Annotated in this window: 13 protein-coding genes; 8 read left to right on the forward strand and 5 right to left on the reverse strand. The window is 61.4% G+C overall.

The features are described from left to right. Positions 1-9: 9 nt before the first annotated feature. Positions 10-2,436 (reverse strand): P-loop NTPase fold protein, encoded by a 2,427-nt coding sequence (locus L0Y14_RS02755; RefSeq protein WP_006473654.1) that lies wholly within the window; start codon positions 2,434-2,436, stop codon positions 10-12. A 126-nt stretch (positions 2,437-2,562) separates the two neighbouring features. On the opposite strand from L0Y14_RS02755, the gene tsaB reads away from it, so the two are divergent. From tsaB to L0Y14_RS02780, 5 genes are all read left to right on the forward strand, one after another. After that, positions 2,563-3,246 (forward strand): tRNA (adenosine(37)-N6)-threonylcarbamoyltransferase complex dimerization subunit type 1 TsaB, encoded by a 684-nt coding sequence (tsaB, locus tag L0Y14_RS02760; protein WP_005958913.1) that lies wholly within the window; start codon positions 2,563-2,565, stop codon positions 3,244-3,246. Positions 3,247-3,469: 223 nt separating this feature from the next. Then, positions 3,470-3,541 (forward strand): DUF45 domain-containing protein, encoded by a 72-nt coding sequence (locus L0Y14_RS02765; RefSeq protein WP_240991557.1) that lies wholly within the window; start codon positions 3,470-3,472, stop codon positions 3,539-3,541. 184 nt (positions 3,542-3,725) lie between these two features. Further along, complete coding sequence (locus L0Y14_RS02770) at positions 3,726-5,480, forward strand: SWIM zinc finger family protein (protein ID WP_040818475.1); 1,755 nt, start codon at positions 3,726-3,728, stop codon at positions 5,478-5,480. Positions 5,481-5,610: 130 nt separating this feature from the next. Continuing rightward, entirely contained in the window at positions 5,611-6,351 is a 741-nt protein-coding gene (locus tag L0Y14_RS02775; protein ID WP_006473656.1) for a protein-L-isoaspartate(D-aspartate) O-methyltransferase, read from the forward strand. Positions 6,352-6,381: 30 nt separating this feature from the next. Next, positions 6,382-8,808, forward strand: coding sequence for a spermidine synthase family protein (locus L0Y14_RS02780; RefSeq protein WP_005958909.1), 2,427 nt, complete (start codon positions 6,382-6,384; stop codon positions 8,806-8,808). A 14-nt stretch (positions 8,809-8,822) separates the two neighbouring features. Here L0Y14_RS02780 and L0Y14_RS02785 read toward each other — a convergent pair whose 3' ends face one another. Genes L0Y14_RS02785 through L0Y14_RS02800 form a run of 4 tightly spaced genes read right to left on the reverse strand, consistent with a single transcriptional unit; the run spans position 8,823 to position 11,930 of the window. Continuing rightward, positions 8,823-9,344, reverse strand: a complete 522-nt coding sequence (locus L0Y14_RS02785; protein ID WP_005958908.1) for a Slp family lipoprotein — start codon at positions 9,342-9,344, stop codon at positions 8,823-8,825. 11 nt (positions 9,345-9,355) lie between these two features. Next, the gene (locus tag L0Y14_RS02790; RefSeq protein WP_005958907.1) at positions 9,356-9,892 is read right to left on the reverse strand and encodes a Slp family lipoprotein; all 537 of its coding nucleotides are present in this window, start codon (positions 9,890-9,892) and stop codon (positions 9,356-9,358) included. A gap of 41 nt (positions 9,893-9,933) precedes the next feature. Next, a complete protein-coding gene (locus L0Y14_RS02795; RefSeq protein WP_006473660.1) occupies positions 9,934-11,004 on the reverse strand; it encodes a hypothetical protein in 1,071 nt (356 codons plus the stop codon). Continuing rightward, entirely contained in the window at positions 11,004-11,930 is a 927-nt protein-coding gene (locus tag L0Y14_RS02800) for a hypothetical protein (protein ID WP_005958905.1), read from the reverse strand. Before L0Y14_RS02800 ends, L0Y14_RS02795 begins: the two co-directional genes overlap by 1 nt. A 57-nt stretch (positions 11,931-11,987) precedes the next feature. Between L0Y14_RS02800 and L0Y14_RS02805 the strand changes: the two genes are divergently transcribed. The 3 genes from L0Y14_RS02805 (at position 11,988) to L0Y14_RS02815 (ending at position 14,864) form a co-directional block, all read left to right on the forward strand. Next, the gene (locus L0Y14_RS02805; RefSeq protein ID WP_305790617.1) at positions 11,988-13,241 is read left to right on the forward strand and encodes a DUF4147 domain-containing protein; all 1,254 of its coding nucleotides are present in this window, start codon (positions 11,988-11,990) and stop codon (positions 13,239-13,241) included. A 97-nt stretch (positions 13,242-13,338) separates the two neighbouring features. Beyond that, a complete protein-coding gene (locus tag L0Y14_RS02810) occupies positions 13,339-14,151 on the forward strand; it encodes a ferritin-like domain-containing protein (protein WP_081417682.1) in 813 nt (270 codons plus the stop codon). Beyond that, on the forward strand, positions 14,136-14,864 hold the full coding sequence (locus tag L0Y14_RS02815) for a hypothetical protein (protein ID WP_040818483.1): 729 nt from the start codon (positions 14,136-14,138) through the stop codon (positions 14,862-14,864). The genes L0Y14_RS02810 and L0Y14_RS02815 overlap by 16 nt, the downstream gene beginning before the upstream one ends.

Below are 14,864 nucleotides of genomic sequence, written 5' to 3' on the forward strand. Positions count from 1 at the left end.
GTTTCAGGCCTATTCCGGTAGCTGTTCCTTTAGGTAGTCGATGCGCTTCAGGCGTTTTTTCAGATCTCCCTGTAGCGTCTGGGCTGCTGCTGGGTTATCTAATCCTTTTGTGGCGACCTGAGTCGCGTCCATTGCCTCCCGGTAGCATTGTGCAGCCGCCTCGATCATCTCCATCTCCTCCATCACTTCGCCCAAGGCGATCTGGCTTTGGGCGTACAGCAACGGGTCGTCTATCTTTGTGGCGATCTCTGCCGCCCGCTGGAGCTGTGATTCTGCTGAGGCACGATTGCCCTGCTCCTGTTCCAGCTCTGCCAGTTGCAGCAAGGCATCAAACTCAGCGCTAGAAATATTGAGCGAATCGGCTAGTTTCTGAACTTCTTGGTAGATCGGATAGGCTGCTCCAAGATCACCGCGCAGTCGTTCAGTTTTTGCTTCGGCGAGCCGCAATCGTAATTCTGCTTTACGGAAACGGTTAGACTCGGCGATCTCCAGAGCTTGATGGATATAGCTTTTTGCCTCATTGAGTTCGCCTCGCTGCTGGTTGATGCTGGCGAGTGTCTCCAAGGCCTCTAGCTCGGCGCGGTTGTCGCCAATGGCCCGCGCCAGGGAGAGGGCCTGGGCGGCCGGCTCCTGGGCCTCGGCAGGATGTCCGGCGGCGAGTTCGATCTGTCCTTTGAGGCTGAGCGCCGCCAGTTCCAGACCCCGGTCCTGATGGTCGATGCCTGCCGCCAGCGCCTCCTCCACATACTGGCGTGCCCAGCGCAGATTTCGTTGCTTGAGACGAATCTCGGCACGCAACAGTTGTAGTTTGCCGCTGCCAAGCGGTTCCTCTCTGCTTTTCGTGATCTTCAGGGCCTTTGCTGCCACGGCCTCAGCCTCATCGAGCTGATTCTGGCCTAGCAGTTGATGGATCTGCTCCAGCGCCTTGAGCACCCTGTCACTGACATGATCAGCCGGTTTGGTTGGTGGTGGTTCAGCGGTAGTTTCTGCTTCACTGGTCGATGTGGTTTGGCTGACGGGCTCAGGGGGCAGACCGAATTCGAAGTAGCTCCTGGCCTCCTCGATACTCTCAAAGCTGCTGACCAGCGGTTGCTCTGACGGCTCGGCATAGAAGCAGGTGGCGAACAGCTCGGCCAACGCCTCGCTACGATGAAAGGGGGCATCTTCCTGCTCTCCAAAGGCCTCTGTCAGCGTCTGACTCTCCTCTTCATCAAGGGCGACCTCGCCGCTGGCCAGTTTGAGAAAGTGGCTCTGATAGCGCACAAACAGGCCGGGATCAGCGCGGCAATGGTCGATGAATCTGCTGAAGCGTCGGTTCAGCACGATCATCAGTGCCACTCGGCCCGGTTCGAGTTGGCTGCTGCCATTCAGGTTGGTGTTGGCCTGCCCCTTGTCCCACTCTGAGATGAACTGGTTGATCAGGCGTTTGGCATCGCGGAAGCCAGCGCCGCTGGCATCGCGGATGATCTGCGCCCAGATCTCCGGTCGCTCTAGTAACTGATCCACTGCGCTCTCCCCCAGGCAGTGGCGAACATATCTGAGAAAGCTAGCGCTGGTGACCTGAGGGACAGGGAAGGGGATCTGGATCAGTTTCTCGATGTAGCGTTTGCCCCACTCTGGGTCGAGCTTCTCCCGGTCGGTATTGAGCAGCTTCGAATAGAGGGCGTAGACTGCGCGCGACAGCTCCTGTTCAGCAATCCCCATCACCACGATCATGTTGGGCTGGTTGAGCACCAGTTTCAGTGCCTCCAGCACCGTCGCTGCGGCGTCGGGCAGGCAGCGGTCCAGGTCATCGACAAATAGCACCACCAGCCGCCTGACTCTGGGGGCTGGTTTGCTCTGGAGCAGTGTATCGAATGGCTTCCTGATCTGGTGCAGCACTCTTTGCCTTAAGGGAGATCTGCTGTTGGGGCGGGTTACCTCCTGAATCAGCAGCCCGATGTTCTGCTCGAACTGGTGCAGGAACTCCGGTGACCAGGGCTCCTGTTGCGCCGCATGGACCAGCTCTATCCCCGGGGTGCCTAATAGTCGGCCCCACAGTAGCTTGGCGAGACTGAGCTTGATGCCCTGCTGACGGCGCTTGTATTGTCTTGTCGCCGAGTCGCGGTCGGTGATCTTATGCACCAGCTCCAGCGCCAATCCTTTCCACACCTCCTCTCGGCTATGGTATTTCCAGGGGTCGAACCAGACCGTATGGCACTCATCCTTCAGGCGTTGCTGCAACATGTGCATGATGCTGCTCTTGCCCATACCCCACTGGGCGAAGATGCCGATGGTCAGCGGTGTGTTGTGCTGGTCGGAGGCAAGAATGCGATGGGCGAGGGGGTTGATGAAGGATGCAAAATCAAGCCGGTCGTCCCGTGAAGCAGAATCTTTTACCTGATCATGGCCGACTGGATTGTCGTTGAGAAACTTGAGGCAGATCTCGGATGCCATCGGTGTCTTCCCCCCGTTCCAGCCGCTGGAGCCATGTTGAGAAACTAGTTCCTGCTCTGATAGGCGTCAAGCCGGTGATTGGCTCGGTTATACTGCCGCCTCTATACGTAACCTAACTGATCGCCGATGAAACTGCTTGCCCTTGAGACAGCCGCCGAAGCCTGTTCCGCCGCCCTCTATCTGGAGGGTGAACTTACCAGCCGTTTTCAGGTAAAACCCCGCGGCCACAGCGAACTGATCCTCACCATGATGGACGAGCTGCTGGCCGAGGCCAGTCTGCGCCCGAACCAGCTTGATGCGTTGGCCTTTGGCCGTGGTCCCGGCTCTTTCACCGGGGTGCGCATTGCCACCGGGGTGGTGCAGGGGGTGGCGTTTGCCGCCGAGCTGCCGGTAGTGCCGGTCTCGACCCTGGCCGCGCTGGCGCAACGGGCGTTTCGTGAGCGTGGTGAACGCAGGTTGCTGCCGGCGTTTGATGCCCGGATGGGGGAACTCTACTGGGGCGCCTACTGGGTCGATGATGCGGGTATCGCACAGCTGCAGGGGCAGGAACTGGTGGCTCAGGCCGACCAGGTAAGCCTGCCCAACGGGGAGGGCTGGTACGGCATCGGTGGCGGCTGGCAGGCCTATGGCGAACAGCTGCGTCCGCGGCTTGGCGCTCAACTCAAGGCCAGTGACGGCGAACTGCTGTGCCGGGCCGAAGAGGTAGCCCTGCTTGGTGTCGATGGCTTTGCCCGTGGCGAGGCGGTGGCCGCCGAGGCCGCACTGCCAGTCTATCTACGTGATCAGGTGGCGAAGAAGCCCCGTTCCTGATTACGGCTCACCCGGCACGCATCGAGATTGTTCCAGCTCTCCAGAGCTGGGTACGGCTGGGTTTAGCTAGGCTCTCGCGTGGATCGAGAAGTAGCGGCCTGTCATCGGTGTTCAAGTTGCCGAGTGAGGCATCAGGCGCATGCGGACGCGATGGGGTAGCTGTAATATTGAGGTGCGGCGCATCTAGCTGAATCTCGATCTGGCCAAGAAGTCACGTCAGTGTCTGGAGTGCGTCGTCGTACATGAGGTGTTGCACTTGCTGGAGCGTCATCATAACAATCGGTTTCGGCGCTGATGGGGCGTCTCATGCCGCCGTGGCGGGTGTATCGGGAAGAGCTGAATCGCGCACCGCTGGCGCATAAGGATTGGTGTTACTGATCCCGCCTTCTCCATCCGCTCTCAGCCTTTGACCAAGCGCACGCAGCAACCCCAGTTGAATAGTAAAATTGCCGGTCAGGCCAGATCCAGGTAAGTACAACATGACACTGCTCAAGACGCTGACAACGAACCAAATCAAACGCTGGGCCGGTTCCCGCTCCTATGGGCGTGGTGAGGCCTATTACCAAGATGAGCGGGTCCGTAACCTGCGGGAACGCCGGGGTAAGATCGCGGCGACGGTTAGAGGCACTCACAGCTACCATGTTCGGTTGTGGGGAGATGGCAAGGTTATCGATTACGATTGCGACTGCCCGGTGGGGCTGGGTGGCGATTTCTGCAAGCATTGTGTGGCGGTTGCACTGGCCTGGATGGAGGAGCAGGCGCCGGCTGGCAAGATGGCCAGATGCAGGCAGCCGAAACAGGCGGAAGCGGATCTGACTATGAAGGATGTGCGAGCCTGGCTGCTGCTACAGGAGAGGGAGGCTCTGGCGGATATGCTCCTTGAGGCCGCCGTGGAAGATGAACAGCTCGTCGACCGGCTGATGCTCAAGGCTGCCGCAGCCCGGGGTGTGAACCTGGATACCTATAGAAAAATCATCGACCAGGCGATCGGTAGCGACGGATTCATCGATTACTATGCGATGCCCGACTATTACCGCGGCATGGACGGAGCGATCGATGCCATTGACGAACTCCTGGCCCAGGGCCATGCTGCCGCGGTGATCGAACTGAGCGAGTATGCTCTGCAACGGACGGCGTGCGCTATTGAGACTGTGGAGGATTCTAACGGCTACATGAGTCTGCTGTTGGAGCGACTGCAGGCACTGCATCTGAGTGCCTGCCGCAAGGCAAAACCTGACCAGGAGGCGCTGGCGGAACGGTTGTTCCGTTGGGAGTTGAGTGGTGACTGGGATGTGTTTCAGGGCGCCATCAAGAGCTACGCCCAGGTGTTGGGGATGCGGGGCCGCGAGCACTACCGCGCACTGGCCGAGGCCGAGTGGGCCAAGGTTCGGTCGCTCAAACCGGGTGAAAATGATCAGAGCCGATACTGTCGGCGTTTCTACATCACTAGCATCATGGAAAGCCTGGCCGAACAGAGCGGCGATATCGAGGCGCTGGTGCAGGTCAAGAGCCAAGACCTGTCATCCAGTTACGCCTTCTACCAGATCGCCGAAATTTACCGCAAGGCGCGCCGCAGCGAGCAGGCGCTGGAATGGGCGGAGAGAGGCATCCAGGCCTTCGGCGATGAGGCGGATAGCCGCCTGCAGGATCTGCTGGCCGATATGTATCACCGTCGCAAGCGGTACGACGAGGCGATGACTCTGATCTGGCCCCAGTTTGAACAACGCCCCTACCTCAGCAACTATCAAAAGCTGAAAAAACATGCTGATCGCTACAAACACTGGCCCTACTGGCGTCAACGTGCCCTGGATCAGTTGCGGGCGGGCATCGAGCCGAGGGTGAAGAAGTCGCCGCGCGGCCAACGGCATTATCGTCCCGGGTCGGATCGCTCCAGGCTGGTGGAGATCTTTCTGTGGGAGAAAGAGATCGAGGCCGCCTGGCAAGAGGCTGTTGAAGGGGGGTGCAGTGAGGAACTCTGGCTCAGGCTGGCTGGCCTGCGGGAGAAGGAGCATCCTCGCGATGCAGTTGCTATCTATCAGAAGCTGATCGGCCCGATTGTGGAGCGCACCAACAACGATGCCTACGCCGAGGCCGCCGCCTTGCTGAGCCGGGTTGAAAAACTGATGGGCCGGTTGGGGGACAAGGCCGAATTCCGGCACAATCTTTTGCAAATCCGGGAGAAATATAAACGCAAACGTAATTTCATGAAATTGCTGGAGCGGTTTGGAAAATAACCAAGAAGGCCGCCTTAAAACCGATCCCTTTATTCGTCAGCATTGTCCTAACTTCCTCTTGTGCTTGTTCCAGCCAAGTCTCCCGGAGGCCAAATATCGGCCATACTTAAAGCAGCAGAGGAGGGCTGGTATGCAATGCGGGCGGGGTTTCCAGCAGTTGCTGGTGGTGTTGTTATGGTGCGGGGTGTTGTTCCCAGTTGCCGCAGAGGATGTCTATCGACAGCAGCGCGAGGTGATGCTGGATGAGGTCGAGCGGGAGCTGCGGGTATTGGCTGTGCCATTTGGGCTGGAGGGGCTCTCACCCCGGCTCCGCGTGGCGATGGCTGATGTGCCCCGGCACGAGTTTGTGCCGCCACAACAGCGCGCCAACGCCTATCAGAATCGTCCGTTGTCCATCGGCTATGGCCAGACCATCTCACAACCCCTGATCGTGGCGTTGATGACCGAACTACTCCAGGTCTCGGCAGGGGATCGGGTGTTTGAGCTGGGCACCGGGTCCGGCTATCAGGCGGCGGTGCTCGATAGGCTCGGCGTGGATGTCTACTCCATGGAGATCGTCGAAGAGCTGGCGGATCAGGCCAAACAGCGCCTGCAGCAACTGGGTTTCGACCGGATTCGGGTACATCTCGGGGATGGCTATCATGGGCTGCCGCAGGCTGCACCATTCGACGCCATCATCGTCACCGCGGCAGGCAGCCACGTTCCGCCACCGCTGGTGCGCCAACTGAAGCGGGGTGGGCGTATGGTGTTGCCGGTGGGCAACCGCTACCACGTCCAGCAGCTGGTGCTGGTGATCAAAGGGCTGGATGGCAGTCTCACCACCCAGGAGATCCTGCCGGTCTCCTTTGTGCCTCTGACGGGCAGTCACTGAGTGGTGTGGGAAGGGTCGTCTGGAAAATAAATGACGACCGTTTCTCATCGTTGTGTAGCGGATGCGGGGTTTCCACCCTATCTGGCGATCGGCCTGCTGTCGGCTTCGGCGCTGGCCTACGAGGTGTTGCTGACCCGGCTCTTCTCGATGATCCACTGGCCCGGCCTGGTCGGTATGATCATCAGTCTGGCGCTGCTGGGGTATGGCGCCAGCGGTACCTTTCTGAGCCTTCTGGGCGACACACTGACACGCCATTTCCGCCTCTTTTTCGCCCTCAATGCGCTGCTGTTTGGTCTGCTTGCCTGGTATGCCTTCCAGTTTGCCGCGCGGGTGCCGCTGAATCCGCTCGATCTCGCCTGGAACTGGCGGCAGTTGGCTTATCTGTTGCAAGTCTATCTGCTGTTGGCGCTGCCGTTTTTTGTGGTGGCGAATGCGCTCGGTCTCGCCCTGCGTCGCTATCGCAGCTGGGTCAACCGGATCTACGGCAGTGATCTGCTGGGGGCCGGGATTGGTTCCGCTGCGGTGCTCCTGTTGCTGTTTCTCTCTGCGCCGTCCCAAGCACTGTTCATCGTGGCTGCCTGTGGCACTACGGCGGGGATCGTTGGCGTCGTGGAGTCGATGGGCTGGCGACGCCGCCCGTTGTGGTGGCTGCTGCTGCCCTGTCTATTGGCGCTGATCAGCTGGCTTGCCAAGCTGGAGCTGGCTGTAGAGCCGGCCGACTACAAGGATCTGTCTCAGAGTCTGACGGCGCGGGGGGCGGCGGTGCTGGTGCAGGAGAGTCATCCACTGGGGGTGGTGACGTTGCTGGAGAACCGCCAGGTGCCGATGCGCCATGCGCCTGGTCTGAGCCTGCTGTCGCCGTTTGCGCCGCCGGGGCGTGCGGCGCTGTTTGTCGATGGGGATTTCAGCGGGGCGCTGGCTGCGCCGGATCAGCAGAGCGACTATCTGGGGTATCTCAGCTCTGCGCTTGCCTATCAGCTGGTGGCGCCAGCTCGGGTGCTGCTGGTTGGTGCAGGTGATGCGACTGGAGTAGAGCAGGCGCTGGCGCTGGGCGCGGAGCAGATCGACCTGATCGAACCCCATCCCAGGCTGTTGGCGCTGCAGCAGGCTCAGCTTGAGCACAATAGAGCATTTGCTGGGCGGGTGAGTTTCTATCCGCGTACCTTGCGCAGCCATCTGCGCCAACCGCACACTCGTTACGATCTGATTCAGTTGACGGTAGGGGAGGGGCTGGGTGATGTGGGCGGACTGAATTCCAGCCAGGAAGAGTATCGCTACACCCTGGAGTCGTTACGTGGCTGTCTGGAGCGGCTCACGCCCAACGGTGTGGTGACCCTGACCCGTGGGCTCAATCTGCCGCCCAAGGATGGCCTGAAACTGGTGGCGGCTTTCAACCTGGCGCTGCGCCAGCTGGGCAAGTCAGAGCCGGCGCAGCATCTGGCGCTGATCCGCGGCTGGAATACACTTACCCTGGTGGTTGCGCTTGAGCCCTTGAGTGGTGCGCAGCGGCAGGCGGTGCGGCGCTTCAGTCGCGAACGGATGTTCGATCTGGTCTATCTCTCCGATCTCGGCCCGGAGGAGGTCAACCGCTTGCACCGGCTGGCGCGACCCTTTTTCCATGAGGGGGTGCGGGCCCTGCTGGGGGAAGGCGGGGAGCGCTTCATCGATGATTACCGCTTCGATATCAGGGTGACGACGGATGACCGCCCCTACTTTAACCACTTTCTGCGTCTCTCCAGAGTTGGAGAACTGTTGCAGCAGCCTGCCGGCAGCGGCCTGGCTCATCTCGACTGGGGCTACGCCCTGCTGCTGATCGCCCTGCTGCTGGCCCTGTTGAGCAGCCTGTTGCTGATCCTGTTGCCGCTGGCCCTGTTGCGCCGGCGTCTGCCGGCAGAGCCGGGTTGGGGGCGGGTCGTGCTATTTTTCAGCGCCATCGGCATCGCCTTTTTGTTTATCGAGATCGCCTTCATCCAGCGCCTGCAGCTGTTTCTCGGTCATCCTGTCTATGCGGTGACGGCGGTGCTGGCGGGTTTTCTTGCCAGCGCTGGCTTGGGGAGTTTTGCCTCCCACTGGCTGGCACAGCGATTTGGTGCCCGTGTTGTGCTGGCAGCGGTGGTGGTGACGATTGCGCTCTGGGTGGCGCAGTTTCTCTGGCTGGGGCCCGCGCTGCTGGAGAGGCTGGGGGGGCTCCCGCTGCTGGCCCGGTTTGTCTTCAGCTTTCTGCTGATCTTGCCACTGGGGCTGGCGATGGGCATGCCGTTTGCCTTGGGTCTACAGGCGCTCGGCGAACGTCAGCCAGCCCTGATGCCTTGGGCCTGGGGCATCAATGGTTGCGCCTCGGTGGTGAGTGCGCTGCTGGCTGCGCTGCTGGCGGTGGATCTGGGGTTTAGCGGGCTGATGCTGCTGTCGGCAGCGCTCTATCTGCTGGCCTGGGCCGGGTTTCCTGGCGCAGATTGACGCCAGTTGTGGCTTCAGAATTGGATGCCGACACCGACCCCGGTGCGGATCCGGCCGCCTGAGCCGCCGCTGATGCCGAAGTTAAATCTTGGCGTGACACCGCCCCGGCTCTGCTCAGGCCAGAGCTCGATCTCGCTGCTGTCGACCACAGGAAAGAGGTAGTCGGCCTCACCCACCTTGCTGGGACGCAGTGCCGAGATCCTGCCGCTGAGGGTGACCTGGCGGCCCTTGGCATAGTCCACACTCTCCAGATAACCCGGGCTGACGACGATGAAGCGCCCGTTGGGCGGTTGTTCGAGATCGGGGCGCGCCGCCGCATCCAGCGGGTAGGCGAGTACCTGGAGTTCGCTGCTCTGATGCAGGTTGCGTGACTCGACGATCACCCCGCCCCATTCGACCTGATGGGAGAGATACTGCTCTCCGGTATCGACCACCATTCTGGGGGTGATTGAGCGGTCGGCAGCTGGTGGGCGGGTGGGGGTCTGGGCGCAGCCGGTGAGGCTAGCGAAAAGGCAGATTATCAGTAGGCTTTTCATGGGTCACCGGATTACCAGTAGTAGGGGTGCCGATACCAGGGCGATCCCCAAGGGTACCAGGGGTCGTAGAAGGGATCGCGGTTTCGCCAGTCGCGCGCCTCGCGCTGATCCGGCCAGAGGTGGTGAATTTCGCTCTCCACCAGCGGGTAGAGGTAGGGGTAGTCACCGATCGTGCGCTGGGTGGTGCCGGCAATTGTGCCGCTGATCGTCAGCAGTCGTTCTTTGGGGTACTCCTCCGGATCGAGAAAGCCCGGAATGCGGGCTAGGAAGCGGCCCTGCGTGCGGCCTGAGCTGTCTGGCTTGCCGTTGCCAGAGAGCGGGCGGGAGAGCAGTTCGATTAGGGTATGCTGCGGTAGATTCTCCACCTGGATGATGCTGCCGCCCCAGCGCACCCGGCTGCCGAGAAAGCGCTCGGGTTGTTGGCGTACCTCCTCGACCCGGATCTCGGTCGGCGGCACCTGGCTGATCGCCTTGGGCAGCGGGCTGGCGCAGCCGTTTAGCTGGATCGCCAGGCTCAGCAGGAGCGCGTTTGTGACTTTGTTTATCATCTACCCACCCTCTGACTCTGGCCAAGCTGTAGGGCAGCGGTCTATTCGGTCTGGGGCTGCTCGTCTTCGATGATTCGCTGTTGCTTGGCCTCCTGCTGGAAATAGTAGTCGTATTTGCGGTGCAGGCGGGTGGTGAAGCCCCAGGCCTCGTTGTAGGAGAGACCGCTGTTTTTCGGGATGATCACCTTGATATAGAGCTTGTCGCCCTTGGCTCCCTTGATCTCGTCCAGGCTGGCCTCGAGCTCCTCGTTTGAGATGGTGCGGAAGTGGCTCTGTTCCGGCAGCTTCAGGTCGATTAGCGGGTTGCCATCCTGTTTGGAGTAGCGCACCTCGACCACATATTTGCCTGTGGCGGTGCGGGCCGGCCGCACCAGTCGATCATACTTTATCCTCAGATTGGCGAACTTGGTCTGCAGATTCTCCAGCTCCTGCTGGCCCAGCAGATCGCTGCTGCGCGCCTGTTGCAGCGCTTTGCCCTGGTCCGCGTAGGCGCTGCGCAGGTTCTCCATCTCTGTCAGGGTCTCACTGTGGCGGCTGCTCAGGCGTCCCATATCTTCGTTGAGATTCTGGATGTCGCGCAGCAGCTGTTCGAGCTGGCTCTGCTGCTGGTTGATCTGGGTCTGCTGACGAGCCATCTGTGCCTGCTGCAGCTTAGTGAGATCGACCTGCCGTTCAAGGCGGATGTTGAGATCATCCCGTTCGAAGCCAAGTTGTTTAAGCTGGGTCTCCAGCCCCTCGCGCTCCCGGCCTAGATCGCCGATCTGATGACGCTGGCTGGCGATGGCCGCTTCCTGCTGCTCCTGCAGCTCCTCCATGCGCATCAGCTGCAGCCGCAGCATCGAAATCTCATGCTCGCGGGCGATCAGCTGATCTTCCAGGGTCTCGTTCTCGGCGCCGGTGGAGCGTACCAGTTCCATCGCCTCCTGCTCAGAGGCGATCGAGGTGCGCAGCTGCTCGAGCAGCTCCATGTTGCGGATCAGCAGCACCACCATGGCGAGCAGGAAGATCATCATGATCACCGTCATGATGTCGGTGAAAGAGGGCCAGAAGCCTTCGTCCGCTTCGCCAGCGTGGCGGTTGAGGCGCAGATCGATGAAGCCGTCGTCCATCATCAATCGTCGTGCAGGCGGAAACCGCGGATCAGGATCAGCTTGATCTCGTCCATATCGGCGGCGAGCGTCTCGGTGGTTTTGTCGTGGGCCTTGAGGGTGGCGACCAGCTGTTTTTCGAGGCCGCCGAAGCGCTCCTGGGAGCGCGCCAAATTGGTCACCAGTCCTTGCATCGAGCGCACCAGGCCGGTGAATTCGTGGATCGCACTGTCAGTGGTGGTCTGAAAGCGGGGCATCAACTCATTCACCGTGATCTGCTCCACCGCGCTCACCAGGTTGGTTTGCACGTCGGTCACTTTGAGGTAGAAGTAGCCGAAAAAGAGGTAGCAGACGATAGCGGTGATGGTGGTGGAGAGCGCGGTGGACATGCCGTGCACCACCATTCCCATGCCGCCGGAGCTGACCGCGTTGGAGAGCATGTCGGAGGCGCCGATTAGGGCGATCGAGAGCGACACGATGGTGCCGAACACACCGGTCAGGATCAGCACGTTGTTGATGAATTTTGGCAGGCTATTGCGGGTGCTCTCGTTGGCCAGCAGGGTGGCGGCCAGCGAGCCGTGGTTGATCGGGCAGTTGGCCTTGTGCAGCCCCATCATGGTGCGGTAGCGCATCGCGATGATAGACTTTCTGGCGATGTTTTCCAGCGGGTCGCGCTGGCCTTCACGCAGGTTGCGCAGGAAGCGGATCAGGTCATTCTCTTCACGGCTATAGTGGGCGAAGATGGTGATCATGCGCAGGATGCCGACAAAAAACAGCAGCACGATGGCGCCGTTGATGATCAGCCCGGTGCTGGTCAGCTGGTCGCGGAAGTAGACCTGATTGATGAACTCGAACTTCCAGACGATTAATCCCAGCGCGATCAGCGACATGATGATCATACGGATCAGGATGTTGCGGCTGAAATTACGGCGCAGTTGTATGCTCCCCAACGCTCTATCTCCATTGAGTTCGACAAACCGACCCAGTCTAACCTAGCAAATCAGCCGATGACAGCGATTCATCCCCATCGCCGGGCGCTTTTGCAGATATTCAGTGCGGCTCTCCAAGCAGTGGCGGGCGACGACTGTGTCGCGGCTGCCCTGCAGCGGCGATCGCTGCCAGATGGTGTGCGCCTGGTGGCTGTGGGCAAGGCGGCTCAGTCGATGGCGGATGGTGCGAAAGCCGCGCTGGGTGGGAGGCTGGCGGCGGCGCTGCTGATCTCCAAGGTTGGGCATCTTGATCGGCGCCGCTGCCGCGGCCTTGGCTGGCAGGCGCTGGAGTCGGGTCATCCTCTGCCGGACGCGGCCAGCTTGCAGGCGGGGCAGCAGTTGATCCGCTTCATCGAGGCCGATGCGGGGCCGCTGTTGCTGCTGCTCTCTGGCGGCGCCTCAAGTCTGCTGGAGCTGCCGGTGGCCGGGGTCGGTCTGGAGCAGCTGCTGCGGACCAACCAGTGGCTGCAGGCTAGTGGTCTGCCCATCGATCAGGTCAACCGGGTGCGCAAGTCGCTTTCGCTGATCAAAGGCGGGGGGCTGCTCAACTGGCTCGGGGGGCGAGAGGTGACAGCGTTGGCGATCTCCGATGTGCCAGGGGACGATCCTGGGGTGATCGGTTCGGGGCTACTGCTGCCAGACCCGACGCTGGACCAGCGGGGTTGGCGGCAACAACTGCCGGGCTGGCTTGATGTGCTAGTGGCAAACGGTCTGAGTCAGCGGCGGCGGCCGCTGCGGGATCCGCCGCCGGTGGAGATTGTCGCCAACCTGCAGATGGCAAAGCAAGCCGCGGCGCAGCAGGCGCGGGCGCTGGACTATGCGGTGAGAGTGGAGCCTGAGTTCATCGCTGGTGATGCCGCCGAGGCGGGGCGAAGATTGGCCGCTCGGCTCAGGGTGGGGCCGGCGGGGGTGTGGATCTGGGGTGGCGAAAGCACGGTGGTGTTGCCGCCCTCGCCCGGCCGCGGTGGTCGCAATCAGCAGCTGGCGTTGGCTGCCGCCTGTGAGCTGGCTGGGGAGCAGAACTGCTTGTTTCTCTCCGCTGGCAGTGATGGTAGCGACGGCCCCACCGATGACGCCGGTGCGCTGGTGGATGGTGCTACAATCGCTCGCGCTGAGCGAGAGGGCTTCGATGCCGCTGCCACCCTGCGTGTCTGCAATGCCGGTGAGCTGCTGCAGGCGAGCGGTGACCTGCTCAGCACCGGCCCCACAGGCACCAATGTGATGGACCTGATGCTGGGCTTGAAGCTGGCTCCCGATAATGACCAGATATAGGCCCGTGGCCAGCGCATGCCATCGATTGAAATCAAGGATAATGTCGGGCACAGCCTGACCTATAGATCTGCTTAATTAATTGCCTGGTCAATCTTCAATGCATACAGAGAGTCTCTATCAAGCCGCCCGCGAATGTTTGCTGTGCGACGACCTGGAGCAGAAGTTGACGCTGAGCGATGCGACCGCTGCGGCTTGGCGCAGCGGTGAGCTGGAACTCTCCGGTTGGTGCGCTGCGGACGAGATCAAGGAGGCGGGACGGCCAGCGTGCCCTGAACTGGTCCATCCGAGCCGCCTGGCGCGACGTGGTCTGGGCAGCGAGGCGGGCCGGCTGGCGCTGATCCACGCCATTGCCCACATCGAGTTCAACGCCATCAACCTCGCCTGGGATGCGGTGCAGCGCTTCCCCGATCTGCCACCAGAGTTCTACGACGATTGGATACAGGTGGCGGTGGAGGAGGTCTACCACTTCCGCCTGCTGCGTCAGCGCCTGCGCGATGGTGGCGCCGACTATGGCGACTATCCGGCGCACAACGGTCTGTGGGAGATGGCCGTGCGCACCGCCCGGGATCCGTTGCTGCGCATGGCATTGGTGCCACGCATGCTGGAGGCCAGGGGCCTGGATGTGACGCCGGGCATCATGGAACGATTTCGCGCCATTGGTGACGAACAGACCGTGGCCTGCCTGCAGGTGATCCTCGATGAGGAGGTGGGGCATGTGCGGTTTGGCAGCCGCTGGTTTCATTACCTTTGTGAACAGCGGGGGCTGGAGCCGGAGGCGACCTACTTTGACCTGTTGGAGCAATTCCTCAATGGCGGGATGCGCTGTCCGCTGCACCAGCAGGCGCGGCTTGAGGCGGGGTTTTCGCCACAGGAACTGGAGCGATTGGAGCGGTTATGCGCCAGAAAATAATCGGAATTCTACTCGTGCTGGCGTTGTCGGCAGCAGTATCGGCGAGCGCAACAGAGCTGGATGCCAGACTGTTGGTGTTTCGGGTCAGCGAGCCTGGCGCGGAGCCCTACATCAGCCGGGTGATCGTCAGCGACGATTTCCTGCGTCTGGATCAGGGGGCGAGTAGTCCCGGGTTTATTCTGTTAGATCGCCAGGCCGAGGTGATCTACAGCGTCAATCCGGATGACCGGCTGGTGCTGGTGTTCCGAGCCGAAGCGGGTGGATCCGAAGCGCCTGTGCAGGCGCAGCTGGAGATGCGCCAGTTGGAGCTGGCCGATGCCCCCACGGTGGCTGGAGTGCAGCCACAGGAGTGGCAGATTAGTGTGGCGGGTCAGCTGTGCGAGCGTGGTCTGGTGGCGCCCGGCCTGATGCCGGAGGCGCGAGCTGCGCTGCAGGAGTATCAGCGACTGCTTGCCCGGCAACAGCTGGCGACGCTCGCTTCGATCCCGCCGGAGTTCCAGGAGCCCTGCGATCTGCTATTGAACATCCAGCGCCCCGGCCTGCTGCTGCAGAAGGGATTGCCGTTGCAGCAGTGGAGCCCGGCCGGGCATCGCCAGGAGCTGCTCGATTTCCGCCGCCAGTTCCCGGTCAACCGTGAGCTGTTTGTGTTGCCGGAGAGCTTCCGGCGGCTTGAGATGAGTCCGCCTTCGGGAGGAGCTGCGGAGGCGGGCTGA

The sequence above is a fragment of the Candidatus Endoriftia persephonae genome, assembly GCF_023733635.1.
GTDB lineage: Bacteria > Pseudomonadota > Gammaproteobacteria > Chromatiales > Chromatiaceae > Endoriftia > Endoriftia persephonae.